Annotated in this window: 15 protein-coding genes; 4 read left to right on the top strand and 11 right to left on the bottom strand. The window is 39.1% G+C overall.

Annotated elements, in window-relative coordinates; all coding sequences use genetic code 11:
- Positions 1 to 16 precede the first annotated feature (16 nt).
- From IE080_RS00425 to IE080_RS00375, 11 genes are all read right to left on the bottom strand, one after another.
- The gene (locus tag IE080_RS00425) at positions 17 to 562 is read right to left on the bottom strand and encodes a hypothetical protein (RefSeq protein WP_189578317.1); all 546 of its coding nucleotides are present in this window, start codon (positions 560 to 562) and stop codon (positions 17 to 19) included.
- A 255-nt stretch (positions 563 to 817) separates the two neighbouring features.
- Entirely contained in the window at positions 818 to 1,501 is a 684-nt protein-coding gene (locus IE080_RS00420) for a LytR/AlgR family response regulator transcription factor (protein WP_189578315.1), read from the bottom strand.
- Between the two features lie 15 nt (positions 1,502 to 1,516).
- Positions 1,517 to 2,947 carry a sensor histidine kinase gene (locus IE080_RS00415; protein WP_189578313.1) on the bottom strand — a complete coding sequence of 477 codons (1,431 nt, stop codon included), beginning with the start codon at positions 2,945 to 2,947 and terminating at the stop codon, positions 1,517 to 1,519.
- A gap of 94 nt (positions 2,948 to 3,041) precedes the next feature.
- Complete coding sequence (locus IE080_RS00410; RefSeq protein WP_189578311.1) at positions 3,042 to 3,845, bottom strand: queuosine precursor transporter; 804 nt, start codon at positions 3,843 to 3,845, stop codon at positions 3,042 to 3,044.
- An 18-nt stretch (positions 3,846 to 3,863) separates the two neighbouring features.
- Positions 3,864 to 4,781, bottom strand: coding sequence for a ribonuclease Z (locus IE080_RS00405; protein ID WP_189578309.1), 918 nt, complete (start codon positions 4,779 to 4,781; stop codon positions 3,864 to 3,866).
- A gap of 2 nt (positions 4,782 to 4,783) precedes the next feature.
- Entirely contained in the window at positions 4,784 to 5,164 is a 381-nt protein-coding gene (locus tag IE080_RS00400; RefSeq protein WP_189578307.1) for an STAS domain-containing protein, read from the bottom strand.
- A gap of 7 nt (positions 5,165 to 5,171) precedes the next feature.
- Entirely contained in the window at positions 5,172 to 6,125 is a 954-nt protein-coding gene (locus IE080_RS00395) for a phosphoribosylaminoimidazolesuccinocarboxamide synthase (protein WP_189578305.1), read from the bottom strand.
- 39 nt (positions 6,126 to 6,164) lie between these two features.
- Entirely contained in the window at positions 6,165 to 7,262 is a 1,098-nt protein-coding gene (locus IE080_RS00390; protein ID WP_189578303.1) for a toxin-antitoxin system YwqK family antitoxin, read from the bottom strand.
- 29 nt (positions 7,263 to 7,291) lie between these two features.
- Complete coding sequence (locus IE080_RS00385; protein WP_189578302.1) at positions 7,292 to 8,470, bottom strand: acetyl-CoA C-acyltransferase; 1,179 nt, start codon at positions 8,468 to 8,470, stop codon at positions 7,292 to 7,294.
- A 32-nt stretch (positions 8,471 to 8,502) separates the two neighbouring features.
- A complete protein-coding gene (locus IE080_RS00380) occupies positions 8,503 to 9,348 on the bottom strand; it encodes a hypothetical protein (RefSeq protein ID WP_189578300.1) in 846 nt (281 codons plus the stop codon).
- 3 nt (positions 9,349 to 9,351) lie between these two features.
- Positions 9,352 to 10,317 carry a VWA domain-containing protein gene (locus IE080_RS00375; protein WP_189578298.1) on the bottom strand — a complete coding sequence of 322 codons (966 nt, stop codon included), beginning with the start codon at positions 10,315 to 10,317 and terminating at the stop codon, positions 9,352 to 9,354.
- A 117-nt stretch (positions 10,318 to 10,434) separates the two neighbouring features.
- On the opposite strand from IE080_RS00375, the gene IE080_RS00370 reads away from it, so the two are divergent.
- The 4 genes from IE080_RS00370 to IE080_RS00355 all read left to right on the top strand — a co-directional run bounded on the left by IE080_RS00370 (position 10,435) and on the right by IE080_RS00355 (position 16,135).
- Complete coding sequence (locus tag IE080_RS00370) at positions 10,435 to 12,813, top strand: TonB-dependent receptor (RefSeq protein ID WP_189578296.1); 2,379 nt, start codon at positions 10,435 to 10,437, stop codon at positions 12,811 to 12,813.
- 1 nt (position 12,814) lies between these two features.
- Positions 12,815 to 13,657, top strand: a complete 843-nt coding sequence (locus IE080_RS00365) for a DUF4249 family protein (protein WP_189578294.1) — start codon at positions 12,815 to 12,817, stop codon at positions 13,655 to 13,657.
- A gap of 26 nt (positions 13,658 to 13,683) precedes the next feature.
- The gene (locus IE080_RS00360) at positions 13,684 to 14,847 is read left to right on the top strand and encodes a THUMP domain-containing class I SAM-dependent RNA methyltransferase (protein WP_189578292.1); all 1,164 of its coding nucleotides are present in this window, start codon (positions 13,684 to 13,686) and stop codon (positions 14,845 to 14,847) included.
- 79 nt (positions 14,848 to 14,926) lie between these two features.
- Positions 14,927 to 16,135, top strand: coding sequence for a hypothetical protein (locus tag IE080_RS00355; RefSeq protein WP_189578290.1), 1,209 nt, complete (start codon positions 14,927 to 14,929; stop codon positions 16,133 to 16,135).
- Positions 16,136 to 16,159 lie beyond the last annotated feature (24 nt).

Raw genomic sequence — 16,159 nt, 5'->3', positions numbered from 1 at the left:
ATTTAAAATTGCTTTTTTAATACCTCCAAGTCCCTAAAGCAAAAAATAGACCTACGTGGAATATTGGGCGACTCATAAAATTTGTCACTTGATTAGATGATGAATCTATGAATAGACTAAGACTTGGAGGTGCAATTTCTTCAAACCTTTGAGGACCCGTTCGAATAGATTGTCTTTGATAGCTTATCGTTTGGATTGATAAATTTACTCCAATAGATTGTGTAATTAGATAACCAATTCCCAAGTCGAAGCCTGTAGTTACATGAATATCTCTCACAGATCGTTTTGAAATGTTTTGATTCAAGCCATTAGTTAAATCCAATGCATCACTTATAAATTCCCCATTACCTTGTTCAAGATTAATACCTGCTGATAATATTAAATATATTTTTTCACTAAAGCTGATATATTGAGTTGCAAATGGTCCCATACCCCATAAAATATTCTCAATTCGTTGTTCATACTGCTGTAGAGGTTGAGACTCGATGTTGATTGCTGTTCTTTCCTCATATTTTCTAATGCTTGAGTTTATTCCAATAAACAAGTTGCCAAATGTCCGCATACCAGCACGAGACCTGATTGAATAACTAGAAGAAAGGGACGGAGAATTAAAAATCCTGAATTTATCTACTGGAAATGAAGGACTGAATTCGGTACTGAGAACAATCCTTGAGTGGTAATCCTGTGCAAATATTGATATCGGAATAAAAAAAAGGAATAAACAGATTAACTTTCTGATCTTTGATGGGTGCTCCATATAACCTAACTAGCGCTCAAATTTAGCTAGATAAAAGCAATCAGCAAGAAGTTTAATTACTTATCTTTTAATTTGTAAATAGAATTCTTCTGAATAGTTATTTCCTATTGGTATCGTTCGGCCTTTAACGGTTACCAGCTGTTTTTCTACTTTTTCTATTAAAATCGAATTAATTATAAAAGAACGGTGGCATTTCAAGAATTGAGTTGGTAAGATACTTTCTGCCTCTTTAAATGTCATACGACTGATAAATGAACCATGGATTAGTTCAAAATGCACATAATTACCTTTAGCCTCACAGAAAACCAATTCATCAAACTTCACACGAATCTCTTCATTGCCTGATTTGATAAAGACATGTTCAAAAGATGTTTTTATAGGATTCTTTAGCCGATAAGTTTCCAATGCTTTATCACATGCCTTTATAAACCTGCTTAGACTAAAAGGCTTCAACAGATAATCCAGTGCTTCCAATTCAAATCCAATAACAGCATGCTCTGAGTAGGCCGTAGTAAAGATCACCATGATATCCTTGGATAGTAGAGATTTCAGCTCCAATCCATTAAGGTCAGGCATCTTGATATCCAAAAACAAGATATCTACGGAGTTGGATTTTAAATATTCCAAACCTTCCAAAGGATTGGTGAAGGTTTGGAGCAGGTTGAGATAGGAAACCTTTTGAGCGTGAGATTTGATTACCTCAAGGGCCAAGGATTCATCATCTATAGCGATAGCTCTGAGCATAGTACTTGTCAAAAATTAAATCGTACGAAGTTGGATACTCAAATGTACAAAGTATTCGGATTCATTTTCCCGGATGACGAGGTCATGCCGATTAGGATAGAGCAATTTTAAGCGTTGCTTGACATTGCTTAGGCCTATTCCAGAATTTGGCTTCTCAGGGTCTGATTCATCGCTTCTGTAAATACTGTTATTCACATCCAAATGAATGGAGCCAGCTAAGCAGCGAAGGCTGATTTTTACCCATGATTTATGCTGCATGCTAATGCCATGTTTGAAGGCGTTTTCTACGAATGGAATCAATAACATGGGAGCAATTATTCCTTCACATGTATTTTCTGATTTATTAAAGGTGACTTCTACATGGTCCTGATTTTTTAATCTCAGCATCTGTAAGTCCACATAATTGATGAGGTATTCTTTTTCCCGCTCTATCAAAATGCGATCCTGATTGTTTTCATGGAGCATGAAGCGCATCATGTCTCCCAATTTTTGAATCCCTTCGGCAGTTTTCTCACTTTGTTCCATCAGGGCAGTGCCATATAAGGTATTCAGAGCATTGAAAAGAAAGTGAGGGTTAATCTGTGATTTGAGAAAATCAAGATTGGCATTTCCTTGATCTACTTGTAAGGTTAAAGTGTTGATCTGCCTGACATAGCCATCAAATTTGTTGAAAAAGAAATTGGATAGGGGAAGAAGAATGACAAGGATAACAAACAACGCAACAATTCCAGTCATGATCACTGAAAGTTCTTCATGTCGGCCTACTGTAATGGTGAAAAATATCGTCAATACAACCACAAGACCAATTAGGAAGTAGTACATACGCCAAGCCAGTTCTGTATTGCCGTTTTTGCGATTACTGTAGATAAAGAAAAAGTTATACAACACAACAGCCACAATCCCAGGAAGGAAAACAATAAATATAACTTGTATGCCATTACCAATAAATTGGAAGCTCTGAATCAAAAACAACACGATAAAAATGTATAGTGTCAACAATCGAATGCTATTATAAATCGTAAAATCACGGATTTTTGGTGGCAGGAGCCCCTGATTGTAAACATAAACGAAAATCATGTATCCAATATAAATGGAGAGGGTACCGAAATATTGAGGATTGAAGGGTGTGTTGTACCAATCTGTCATAAAGCCAAAAACACTTGACATAATCCAGCCTAGGAGTAATAATAAAAAGCTTTGAAAATAGAATTTTCCTGATTTTTGAGACTGTAGGTAAGAAGGTAACCAGCGGATATGGAATAAGTAAAACGAAAGGTAAAGCGTTAATGGTAGGAATATATTGGAAAAGTATCTTGCTAATCGGACATCATTGTGCTTGAATTGAAAAACACTCGTGTCTAAAATATTGCCTAGAAGAATAATTGTAAAAAGAACGGTGACCGTCCACCATTCGATTTGCTTAAAGGGAAGTTTTTTATTTTTCATAGTTGCATAGTTGATGCAACAAGGTTAAGAGATTTCATTTTTTTCCACAAAATCTTGTGACTAATCCAAGGGTTTTAGGGATGGAAAGCTGATTTTATAAAAATGAAGTGTCTGAAGAAGCTTCCTGCGTCATTTGTTGGGCTACTTCTTTTCCTAAATATTGATCAATCAAATGATGTCCTAAATAAAGCAATGGAGTCAATAAAATAGCCACTCCAAACTTATAGATATAATTGATGATACCTACAGAGACTACCTGTGCCCAAGACCAATTGCCAAAAATATAGAAAGCAATCCCTAATACTACAAAGGAGTCAATGAATTGCGATACCAAGGTGGAACCTGTTGCCCGTAACCATATCATTTTGGCACCTGTGATTTTTCTTAGCTTTTGGAAGACATAGACGTCCACTAATTGTCCTAAAAGGAATGCAATCAAGGAACCTATGATAATGCCTAATCCTTGTCTAAAGATTACGTTGAAAGCATAATTAATATCAAAAGCATTTCCATTAGGGTCAGGGGTGTTGACATCCAACCAAAAGGCAGCCGGAGGTAAAACCGTCACCATGGAAATCACAATAAACATATAGACTATAAAGAAGGCCGTGATGAAGCTGATTTTCCGAACTCCTTTCTTACCGTAATACTCGTTGATGATATCTGTAGTGATAAATACAATGGGCCAAATAACTGCACCCGCTGTCAGGTTAAAGTCCAAGATGTATTCACCGAAGAAGGTCCAACCAGCAGGCTCTAAGCCGATGGTTTTTTCTCCTGAGAATATTTTAACTCCAATGATTTCAGCTAAGATGGCGTTTGTAAGAAAAATCCCAGCCAAAATGATGAACAAATTCGTCTTTTTGGACTGATAGGTTTTACTGTCTACGATGCTCATAGGTGATTTGGCGGTGTTTTAGCTAATAGGGTAGGTAATTCCCTCTTCACTCAAAAAGACGGAAGGAAAATGTTCTTTGGCCTGTTCCAATAAAGGAGTAAGGTCTAGGTATCGGGTGGAGTAATGTCCTAACATTAATTGGTTGACTGATGCTAACTTTGCGATTTTCCCTGCTTGTGCGGCTGTACTATGAAACGTAACAGCAGCCCTATCAGCCTCATCTTCTCCAAAGGTAGCCTCGTGATATAATAAACTCACCTTCTCTATGTATTGTTTAATGCTAGGATCGTAGATAGTATCCGAGCAGTAGGCGTAAGATCGGGCTTTTTTTACAGGGTGGGTATATTCTTTTACTAAAAATATTTTTCCGCTCTCTTCATCCGTATAATCTCTGCCCTCCCGTAAGGAATTGATAGCAGCAAGGGGAAGTTTTTGTTCTTGTAGTTTTTCTTTTATCAAGCTGCGGAAAGCAATTTTTTCCTCTATTCTAAAGCCTGTACATGGCAAGCGGTGCTTTAACGGGAAACTAAAAACACGGAAGTTTTTCTCTTCCAAAATGAGCTGTTGATTTTCTGGATCTGTCTGAACAAATCTTAGAGGGAAATTTAATTTCGAGTTGCTGTGCTTTAGCTGTACCGTTATAATTTCATCCAAGCCAGCTGGACCAAAGATGGTTAAAAGTCTTGAGCGTTTGGCTAGGTGAAAACTGGAGATCAAACCCATTAAGCCTAGGTAATGATCTCCATGAAGATGTGATATGAAAATAAAATCAATTTTGGAAAACTTGAGCTTAAATTTTCGAAGCTGGATCTGGGTAGCTTCTCCACAATCCAATAGCAAACTGCTATGTCCAATCGTAACCAATTGGGCTGATTGGTTCCTGCCATGGGCTGGAATAGCTGAATTGCTTCCCAGAATTGTTACTTCAAACTCCAAAATCAGTCTTCCTCTTCTTCGCTATCAACTGAATCAATGGTGTGCATGAATACTGCCTCAGCAGCTTCTTCCAGTGTATTTACGATGGTAAACACTTTATCAAGCATAGAAATTTTGATCAACTTCATCACGTGATCCTGAGGATTCATTACAATGAAGATTCCTCCATTTCTGCTAAACTCACGATTTCCTACCAATAAAGCTGAAAGACCACTGGAATCGGCATACTTCACATTGCTCATGTCAATCACAAGCTTGTCATAACCTTCCGCATGTACGGTCAATAACTCTGACTTCAATTTTGGTGAAAGAAGCGTATCTAACTTTTCTTCCATGGGTGTGAACACCACGTACTGTTCTTTTTTATCTACAGTGTATTTCATACAATGTTTATGGTTGGTTTAATTTTGTTAAATACTCATTAACTGCTTTTTCGATATCCTCAGACAAGTGATTGCTGGTATTTTTTGTAAAGCGATCACCCGTGATTTTCTCGAAGAGCTCAATATACCTATCAGAAATTTCTTCTACAAATTCCTGTGGAATTTCAGGGATTCGCTGACCTTCTTTTCCTTGAAAATCATTAGCAATTAGCCACTGTCGTACAAACTCTTTTGATAATTGTTTTTGTGGCTCCCCTTTTTCTTGTCTAGCTTCATAGCCATCTGCATAGAAGTATCGGGAAGAATCAGGTGTATGGATTTCGTCTATCAATAAAATTTCTTCACCAAATTTCCCAAACTCATACTTGGTGTCTACCAAGATCAATCCTTTTTGCTTGGCCATTTCAGTGCCTTTTTGGAAAAGTGCATGGGTGTATTGTTCCAAGACAGCATAATCATCTGCACTTACGATCCCTTTTGCTAGGATATCTTCCTTGGAGATATCTTCATCATGTCCTTCGGAGGCTTTGGTTGTAGGAGTGATGATAGGGAAGGGGAGTGGGTCGTTTTCTTTTAGGCCTTCGGGGAGACTGACGCCACAAATACTGCGTTTGCCTGCCTTATACTCTCTTGCCGCATGTCCAGCCAAGTAGCCTCTGATGACCATTTCAACTTTGAACGGCTCACATTTTTTTCCGATGGTAACCTGGGGATGTGGAACATCCAAAACCCAATTTGGAACAATATCAGCAGTCGCTGCCAAAAATTTAGCTGCGATTTGGTTCAATACCTGTCCTTTGTACGGAATTGGCTTGGGCAGTACCACGTCGAAAGCTGAGATTCGATCACTTGCAATGACAACAAGTAATTCCGGGAAATGATAAACATCCCTGACCTTACCCTTATAAAAACCGGTTTGACCGGGAAATTGAAAGGCTGTTTCTTTGATTGCTTGATTCATGATTGGATGAGTTCTTACAAAAGTAAGAAAAGTATTGATTTAATTTTCGATGTCTTTGCTCCCCAAGAGTCTTCCATCTTTGAAATATCGCTCCATCAATAGCACACCGGATTCATCAAAGACTTGTTGCGTGCCATTGAGTCTCCCCCTCCTATAGTGCCATGTTTCTTTGACCTGACCATTTTGATGATACATAGTCGATACTCCATCTTCTAAGCCACTAAGAAAGAATACATCTCTTGCTAGTGCTCCTGTAGGATAGTATTCAAGAAGTTCGGCTATTTGGCCAAATTTGTTGTAGGTACTTTTTTCTTTAAGATTCCCATTTTCGTCGTATGCGAGAATACTACCTTTTGGGCGTCCTTTTTTATAACTAGCAGTTTCTGCTATTGCGCCATTCGGATGATAGGTAACAAAGTCACCTGTAGGGTCTCCATTTTTATATTTTCCTTTTCTAAACAATTGCCCATTTTCAAAAAAGCTTTCCATTGGACCATGCTGATAACCATTTTTGTAGGTAAAGCGGGATTTTAAATTGCCATTTGGGTAAAAGCTTTTTGATTCTCCGTTGAGAATTCCGTTTTTATAAGTAGCAAAAGACAACAGTGCTCCATCGGAGTAAAACTCCTCTTTTTTACCGTCGATAAATCCGTCTTTAAAGAATGCCTTTTCTAGTAAAACTCCCGTAGAATCGTACTCAAAGGTAAATCCATCCGGTCTGTTTTGTCTGAAGGTTGCCTTTCTCATCAGGGTTCCGTCTTCATAAAAGGTTTCTATCTCGCCTTCGATTTCGTTGGACACATAATAGACTTTCTGGGAAATATTGCCATTTTCAAAATAGGAAATGGAAGGTCCTTGTCTGAGGTTGTTTACAAAAGTTGTGGTACGAAGTGTATCTGATGTGCCTGGATAGAAGTCAACGAAAAGTCCCTCTTTTTGTCCCTTGATTAGTGTGCCTGTGACAGCAAGACCACCGTCTTCATAATAAAGACGGTAGTCACCTTCTGCCACATCATTGATTGTAGTGTATACCTCCTTCAATTTCAATTGCTGTTCATCGTAATACGTTCTTACCTGCTTTTGAGCATGAACATGACTTACGATCAATAGAAAAAATAATAAAGCAAAGAATTTCAAGGGTATAGTGTTTATGTTTTAAAGTTTATTTAAACCTTTTCAATGACGATTGCCGATGCTCCACCACCGCCATTGCAGATCCCTGCCACTCCAATCTTGCCGTCTTTTTGATGTAAAACGGAGTTCAATGTAGCGATAATTCTAGCACCGGAAGCACCAAGTGGATGTCCTAAAGACACGGCTCCACCATATACATTCAGACGCTCACCATCCAAGTTCAATTCTTTTTGGTTGGCTAAAGCAACAGCAGAGAATGCTTCATTGATTTCGTAGTAATCTACATCTGCCTCTGTAATTCCTGCATTTTTGATTGCTTTTGGAATCGCCAAAGCAGGGGCAGTGGTAAACCATAATGGATCTTGAGCCGCATCTGCAAAGCCTCTGATTTTTGCAATCGGAGTTAAGCCAAGCTCTTCTACTTTTTCTTTGGAGGCCAAAATCAAGGCAGAAGCTCCATCATTCATGGTAGAAGCATTGGCAGCAGTCACCGTTCCATCTTTTTCAAACACTGGACGAAGACCTGGGATTTTGTCAAACATGACATTTTTGTATTCCTCATCTTCATCGATGATGATGGTTTCGCCTTTTCTGCCTTTGAGCTCTACAGCTACTACCTCGTCTTTAAATGCGCCGGATTTCCATGCGTCAGCTGCACGTGTGTAGGATTGGATAGCGTAAGCATCCTGCTCTTCACGGCTGATATTCATTTCACGAGCAGTATTGTCTGCACAGTTACCCATTGGGAACTTATAGTATGCTTCAAATAAGCCGTCTTTTACAAGACCATCTACAAATTCTGCATTCCCATATTTATAACCGAATCGTGCTTTAGGGACATAATAAGGTACATTTGACATAGACTCCATACCACCTGCTACTACCAAATCATTTTGACCGGTCATGATGGATTGTGCGGCAAACATTACAGCTTTCATGCCTGACGAACATACCTTGTTAATGGTCGTACATGGGACATTGTAGCCTATGCCTGCACCTATGGCAGCCTGACGTGCCGGAGCCTGACCAAGGTTAGCTGAGATTACATTGCCCATCATTACTTCCTGTACTTCTTTCGGATCTACTCCTGCCTTTTCTAAGGCGCCTTTGATAGCAAAACTTCCAAGTTCTACAGCTGTCAAGCCACTTAATTTACCACCAAAGCTTCCTAAAGGAGTTCTTACAGCGGATACAATAAATACTTCTTTCATTGGGTTTATATTATATGTTTATTGAATATTGATTACCACTCCGGCAAACCTCGATTCGGTCGCTGTGTGGCTTTCTTTCGGTTTTGTTGGATAAAGCGTAATTCGGCCGCATTCATGGCTTCCAAAATCTGAGCAGCCTGCTCGGGAGTTAGATTCATTTCCTGCAAACGCTCGCGCATTTTTTCCATGGCTTTTTCCCGATCACTTAGATCGCTTTCCATGTCGGAAGCTTCGTCAGAATCACGCTCTTCCTGTGACTTATCTCCAGATTTATCATCTTTCTTTTCGGACTCAGAGGCGTTATCTTCTTCACTTTTTTCATCGCCTTCGCCATCTTTACTGTCTTTGGAATCTTTTTGTTGATCTTGATTTTCCTGATTTTGATCCTCGTCTTGATTTTCCTGGTCTTCACCCTCGGAATCATCTTGATTTTCCTGATCCGGATTTTCTTGCAGCCACCTGCTCAATAATTCATAATTGTAACGAGCTTCCTCATTTCTTGGATCCTTGATTAAGGAAAACTTGAATGACTCTAAGGCTTCTTGGTATTTTTTCTGGGACGTTTGGATAACGCCTACCTGATTACTGGCAAAAGAAGCAATGGTTTTATTGGCATCACTGAAAAGGCTTGAATAGGTGCGCTGTGCTTCTTCCAGCTGATTATTGTAATGATAGCTGAGAGCCAAATTAAACGTGAGATTGGCTTCATTAATGTTGAATTCTGTACTCAATCGGAGGTGTTTTTCCACAGAACTCTCATAATCAGCAGTTGCATAAGCCTTATTAGCTTCTCGGATGGCTGTATTTTTTCTACCAATTTCTGACCAAGAACTTGGAAATATCAGTAATATAAGCCAAAACAAACGTATCAATAGCATAGCTTACAGTTTTATGGTTCTTAGTGGTAAAATCATGTCTACAATAGCCAACCCCAATGCTGCTAGCAGAAAGTAGAAAAACTTATTTGCAGAAGCTTCTATCATTCTTGAGCCTGTCAGGGTTCCTTCCTGTCTTTCAATGGCGGCGATTAAGTCAGGTATTTCTTGTACTTCATCACTTAATTCGAAATACTCCCCATTTGTTTGGTTAGCAATCAGCTTGAGGTTATTACTTTCTAATCGTGTAATGGCAGGTTGGTTGGTAGAGGGGTCGATTATTACAGAGTTTCCGCGAGGAATGGTACTCCCTTGGGAAGTTCCCACACCCAGACTAAAAACCTTAATACCTTCATTGGACATTTTGGAGGTTGTTTCCTTAAAATTGTCGGCAAAATCTTCTCCATCGGAGATAAGAATGACAGATTTAGATTTCATTTCTAGACTTTCATCTTCAGAAAATTTTGTCAAAGCCATGGCCAAAGGAGCATTCAAATCTGTTCCTTGGTTAGGTACTAAACCTGTATTAAGCCCATCAATATGTAACTGCAACACATTTTGATCAAAGGTCAACGGGCATTGAATAAATGCTTCCGATGAAAAAATAATTAAACCAATACGGTCACCAGAAAAGGTTCTTACCAAGTTTTTGAGCTCAAATTTTGTCCGCTGCAATCTGCTAGGACCAATATCCGTAGCATTCATAGATTGAGAAAGGTCTATCGCGATGAAAATATCTTTGCCCTCTTCTTTGATTTCTTTCATGGATGTACCTATCGAAGGACCTGCCATAGCTATCAAAAATAAAACAAAGTAACTGGTCCTTAGCAACATTTTCATCAGTAACCGATGCTTGCTGACGTCCAGCTTTTTGTTTATTCTATAAAACCTGTAAAGATAACCAATGTAAAGCAGCCCAAAACCTATGGCAAGCCAAGTGTATAACGTAATATCCGGATATGCCCAAATCATGGCCTGAAATTACTAATTATCGGACAAAAGAAAAGTAATTGAAGTTTAATCATAGAATTTTTAACAGTTATCGGAAAATATACGTTATTGAAATGAATTTCATAAGAGCTATTTGTTTTGTCACGACTGATTCTCCTTTTCCTGCTTTCTATCCCTGTTGTTTTACGAGCCCAAAATGCCAAAGTTTTGGAAGGATACGTATTTGAGCTTCCATCAGAGGCCTCACTTCCCGGTGCTAATATTTACTGGAAATCCAATCCTCAGAGCGGAGTGGTTTCTGATATCAATGGAAAGTTCAGTATTCCGGTAATTTCCCTTCCTGCTACGTTAATAGTGTCATTTGTAGGTTTTGAGCCTGCGAGTAGACAAATAACAGCCAAAGATGTGGAGAACTCGGTACGCTTTTTTCTGAGAGCGGAAGAACTTTCTCTCGAGGAGATTATTGTAAGAGAACGAGCACCTGATCAAAACATTCGAGGTTTGGAAATGGGAAAATCTTCTGTTCCCATAGAAACGATAAAAAACATTCCCGCACTATTTGGGGAGGTGGATTTATTAAGAAGCTTACAGCTACTTCCCGGTGTACAGACGGCTGGTGAAGGAACAACGGGCTTGTTTGTGCGTGGTGGCTCTGCCGACCAAAATTTGGTGCAACTGGATGGAGCACCCATCTATAATCCATCCCATTTCTTTGGGTTTTTCTCGGTATTTAATCCGGATGCCTTGTCGGGTGTTGATTTCTACAAAGGAAATATCCCCGCTAATTTGGGTGGGAGGATATCATCTGTCATTGATATAGGCCTGAAGGAAGGAAATTATCAAAAGATCAAGGGCGAAGGAGGAATTGGGACTATCAGTTCCCGATTAACAGTTGATGGTCCACTTTTTTCAGATAAATCCTCCTTTGTCGTTTCAGGAAGAAGAACGTATGCAGATTTATTTTTAAAACTTTCCAGTGATGAAAATATCCGGAACAACTCACTATACTTTTATGATCTGAGCGGAAAATTTACCTTCAAGCTAAGCGATAAAGATAAACTGTCTGTATCGAGCTATTTCGGTAGAGACTTCTTAGGAATATCTGAGCAATTTGGTTTTGGATGGGATAATTGGATTACATCAATCACATGGAATAGGGCGATTCGTGATGATTTCTTTTTGGATGTCAATGGTTACCATAGCTATTACAAGTATTTGGTATCCTTCGAAGATCCAGATTCGGGTTTTCTCTGGGATAATATATTGGAGGAAACTGGCTTGAAAGCCACTTGGACTTGGTTGCCTAATCAAGCTTCTAGTTTGGTATGGGGCTTCCATTCACAATTGTATCGGTTTGCACCTATTTCTTTGAAACCCGAACCGGGCTCCGTGATTGAACCAATAGCAACAAATCCCCGCAATGGCCTTCAAAATAACTTCTTTGTCTCGTATGCACGTGAGCTTACTGATAGGATTTCTTTGGAGGCGGGACTTCGTGCCAATACCTACAATCAAGTAGGGAGGGGTGTGAAATATATTTATGAAAATGATATTCCAGCGCCAGAGTCCCAACTATTAGATACGCTGAGTTTTGGTGCTTTTGAGAGCATGAAGTTTTTCTCAGGCTTAGAGCCTCGGGTGGCTTTCAGGTATTTGATAGACCCTATGACTTCTTTAAAAGCTTCCTATAATCGAACCAATCAGTACATTCAAGTAGCCAGTAATTCTTCTGCAGGTTTGCCATTGGACAGGTGGATTCCAGCAGGATTTTACATACCTCCGATTATTGGTGATCAGTTTTCTCTAGGAATTTTTAAGAACCTTCAAAACAATACTTGGGAATTGTCTTTAGAAGGCTATTACAAAAACTTTCAAAATATTATAGATTTAAGACAAGGGGCTTCCATCATTTTTACAGATAATGTAGAAACTGAAATTCTTGCCGGAAGAGGCTACGCTTATGGAGCAGAGTTTTTGTTGAGGAAAAATGTGGGAAAGACCACCGGATGGTTGTCATATACGTATTCCAGAACATGGAGAGTGATTGAAGGTATTAGCGAAAACCTGCCATTCAATCCGCGCTTTGATCGACCACATGATATTGCCTTGGTGGCGAATCATCAGTTTGACAAACGATGGTCAGCAGCCTTGACTTTTATATACACTACGGGACAAGCGGTTACTTTTCCCATTGGAACTTACATGGTAGATAATCAGCGCTTGCCTTTGTATGGACCATTAAGAAACGAAGATAGGTTCCCAGATTATCATCGTATGGACGCCTCTGTTACCTGGAAAAATAGAGATCAGGGGAAAAAATGGAGAGGAAGCTGGAATTTGAGTGTTTATAATCTGTATGGAAGGAAAAATCCATTCTCGTATCAGTTTACTGAAATTTTGAATGAAGATATTCGATTTGATCCTAATACTGGTCCTGTCACCTCTAGAAGGCCAGGAGTGGTAATGACTTATCTCTTTACTTTCTTACCAGCATTAACTTATAATTTTGAATTTTAACATGCATAGATTCATTTGGATATTTCTTTCGATTGGCTTTTTTTCCTGCCAGGAGGAGGTCTTTTTAGATCTCCGCACCACGGAGCCAATACCTGTCATTGAGGCTGTATGGACAAATAACTCGCAAATGAATTTTGTTCAACTATCCCGTTCGAGAGACTTTTTCGATGCAGAGCCTAATGATTTTATCAAAGATGCGCAGGTGTATATCCGAAATAAGCGCACCAATGCTCGCTTGAATTTTAGGTTTTCAGAACAGTTGGGATTGTACCTGCCTGTCAACAACTTTGTGGGCTCGATTAATGAAAGCTACGAGTTAAATGTTCGGATCGGAGAGAATGAATATCAAGCGGATGGCACAATTTTACCACCACCTACACTTGATAGTATTCGGGTTGAATTTAGAGATCAGCGGTTTTTCCGAAGCGAGGGCTACTATCTGACATTATTTGGAGATATCCCATTTACAGAGGATAACAATTACAGAATTCGGATTATCCGAAATGATACCTTGCTGAACAGTAGAACAGACTATCTATTGTTTGATGATACCTTTGGTACCAATATCCTGAATCAGGGATTTGAACTGAATGTTCCCTTTCGTGCCAATGACCGGGTGCGATTAGAATTATTTCGTCTGAATCAAGATGCATTTGATTATATGAATCAATTGGTAAGCTTACTTTTTAATGATGGCGGACTGTTTTCACCTCCTCCGCAAAATCCTGTTTCGAATATTCGACAAATAAGAGGGTCGGGAATGTTTGCTGGTTATTTTAAAGCAAGTCCCGTGTTGGTGGAAACTGTTCTTATAACCCCTATTGAACAAGTAGGGGATGAATAGCCATTTTATTTGACTACCTTTGCCCCATGTTGAATTATGATGAAAAAGGTAAAATAGTCATTACCTGTAAAGATCGTTTCTCCGCCTATTTGGAAGAAGAAGTGATATCCTTGGGCTTCAAACCTGTACGTGTAGAACGTACCTATGTGGAGATTTTTGGTTCATTAAATGATTGCATTGACTTGAATCTTCATTTAAGAACTGCCAGTCATGTCTTGTATGAAATTAAATCTTTCTATTTGCATAAAGCAGATGATATTTATAGAAGGGTAAAAGCACTTCCTTGGGAGGATTATTTGGAACCTGATACCTATTTTTCTGTCATTTCAACAGTGGATAATCCAACGGTAACCAATCCTCTTTTTGTCAATGTACGTGTCAAAGATGCGATTGTGGACCGTTTTCGGGAGAAGTTTAATAGAAGGCCAGATTCAGGTTCGGACTTAGATGGTGCTGTGTTGCAATTGTTTTGGAAAGACACCCAAGCTACCTTGTATATCAATACCTCTGGAGAAACTTTAGCCAAACATGGCTATAGAAAAATTCCAGGACATGCCCCTATGTTGGAAGCCTTAGCATCAGCGACGATTTTAGCTTCTGGTTGGGATATGATGTCTCCTTTTGTGAATCCTATGTGTGGTTCTGGAACCTTAGCTATTGAGGCTGCGATGATGGCGACTGGAAGATATCCAGGACTGCATCGGGATCATTATAGTTTTATGTACTTCAAAGGTTACGATGAGGCTGTTTACCAGAAGATAAAAGCCAAAATGGAGCGGAAAGTATTCAGAGCACCTAATTTGAAAATCATTGCTTCGGATATTTCAGAGCAGGCGGTTTTATTTGCCCGGGAAAATGCAGCAACTGCTGGGGTAGAAGATCTCATTGACTTTCAGGTGTGTGATTTTAGAGAGACAGTAGTGCCAGAAACTGGAGAAGGAGCCGTATTTTTCAATCCTGAGTACGGAGAGCGACTAGGAGAAGAAGGTGATCTGGGTGAGATTTATAAAGCTATGGGGGATTTCATGAAACAAAAATGTCCGGGATACACGGGTTTGATTTTTACAGGGAATATGGTTTTGGCAAAGAGAGTAGGATTACGTACTTCCCAACGAATTGAGTTTTATAATGGGACGATTGATTGTAGACTATTGAAATATGAGTTGTTTCAAGGAAAAAAAGTCGGTTAAATTTACCGATTTTTTTTCTTAGAAGGTTTACCTAGAGGAAGTATGTGGATTAAGTAGTATAACTTAACCATATCGATCCATGAAATACACTATTTTAATTCTTAGCTTTTTTCTTCATATAACTCATAGTTCGGCGCAATTTTCTATCGATGGAATTTGGACCAACAATGTAAAGCATTCAAATGGGAGTTTTGTTGTGGCAAGTAGACTCCAGATTACCAATAATCAAGGATTGCGAGCAGGGCAATTTAACAATTTAAACTTTGAATGGCTCCGGATTATTGGAAGTGATTGGAGTTATCCAAGTGGGATTAATTTTGGAGCCAATGGTTTATTGCAATGGAATTCAACAGCCACACGTCACACCTTTGATGCACCAAACAACAGACATATTTTAGCTATTCCAACAGGGACGAGAACATATGTAAAACCTGGGATCAACAGGCAAGTAAGAGAAACTTGGTATGTACTGTTCGCATTTTATAAGTTGCCATTCAATAATCAATTGCTTCCTGTAGCCATGAGAGAGACAAGCACTTTTGCTACAGTAAGCGGTACGCCACAAATACAAGAGATAAGTAATCCATTGCTTTTATGGAATGCTATTCAAACAGTCAAAAGGGACTCTGTCCAATTCATCGCATCTGGAACTGCAAATACAGGTCCAAATAGCAACTTTCAAAATGCCAGTGTAGATTGGAAAGGTTCTTTGCCACAGGATGTAACTGTAAACCGTCCAATTAATGTGCCTTCAAACTTGTCTATGCCCCCCTTAAAACTTGATCAAACCAAAAATACTGTCACTATTCAATTTACCGGCATCCAAACGTTGACGGTAGATCAAGAAAGTTGTAATGGTCAGCAAGTTACAGCTTATAGGCAAAGTGCTGAATACGTTGGGATATTAGAAACTTGGATGGCTACTAGCACCTCTTGTGCACGACCAAGTGGAGCTTTATTCGGCGGTATTCTTTTAAATAGGCCTGGAAATCAAGGGCTTTCAGGGGTTTTGCAACTTACGATGAATCAGCAGTTTCTAATCAATCAAACAAAAACATACACTATTCCAAATGGTCAATTCCAAAACGCCAGAATTGTAATTGGGGGGAGTTGGTCAGAAGTGAATCCGTGTACTTCTTTAGAGCAGGCTTTTTCCATTAAGAGTACTCTTTTACAGTCAAATACCTGTAGGTCAATCTTCATAAAAGACCTCACATTAGGAGATAACACGATAGAAATTGGAAACAATACAGATAGAGTGAGGCTACATTTTAAAGTGAGTCAATAGTAAAATCCCCACAGATTGCGCCCT

Source organism: Mongoliitalea lutea (assembly GCF_014652135.1).
GTDB lineage: Bacteria > Bacteroidota > Bacteroidia > Cytophagales > Cyclobacteriaceae > Mongoliitalea > Mongoliitalea lutea.
Note: the sequence above shows the minus strand (reverse complement) of the source record. Positions and strands in the feature narration are given on the sequence as shown.

Bases quoted from the DNA above. Each gene is read 5' to 3' on its own strand.
- IE080_RS00425 (WP_189578317.1), bottom strand. From the start codon at position 562: ATGCGGACATTTGGCAACTTGTTTATTGGAATAAACTCAAGCATTAGA.
- IE080_RS00420 (WP_189578315.1), bottom strand. From the start codon at position 1,501: ATGCTCAGAGCTATCGCTATAGATGATGAATCCTTGGCCCTTGAGGTA.
- IE080_RS00415 (WP_189578313.1), bottom strand. From the start codon at position 2,947: ATGAAAAATAAAAAACTTCCCTTTAAGCAAATCGAATGGTGGACGGTC.
- IE080_RS00410 (WP_189578311.1), bottom strand. From the start codon at position 3,845: ATGAGCATCGTAGACAGTAAAACCTATCAGTCCAAAAAGACGAATTTG.
- IE080_RS00400 (WP_189578307.1), bottom strand. From the start codon at position 5,164: ATGAAATACACTGTAGATAAAAAAGAACAGTACGTGGTGTTCACACCC.
- IE080_RS00395 (WP_189578305.1), bottom strand. From the start codon at position 6,125: ATGAATCAAGCAATCAAAGAAACAGCCTTTCAATTTCCCGGTCAAACC.
- IE080_RS00385 (WP_189578302.1), bottom strand. From the start codon at position 8,470: ATGAAAGAAGTATTTATTGTATCCGCTGTAAGAACTCCTTTAGGAAGC.
- IE080_RS00380 (WP_189578300.1), bottom strand. From the start codon at position 9,348: ATGCTATTGATACGTTTGTTTTGGCTTATATTACTGATATTTCCAAGT.
- IE080_RS00375 (WP_189578298.1), bottom strand. From the start codon at position 10,317: ATGATTTGGGCATATCCGGATATTACGTTATACACTTGGCTTGCCATA.
- IE080_RS00365 (WP_189578294.1), top strand. From the start codon at position 12,815: ATGCATAGATTCATTTGGATATTTCTTTCGATTGGCTTTTTTTCCTGC.
- IE080_RS00360 (WP_189578292.1), top strand. From the start codon at position 13,684: ATGTTGAATTATGATGAAAAAGGTAAAATAGTCATTACCTGTAAAGAT.
- IE080_RS00355 (WP_189578290.1), top strand. From the start codon at position 14,927: ATGAAATACACTATTTTAATTCTTAGCTTTTTTCTTCATATAACTCAT.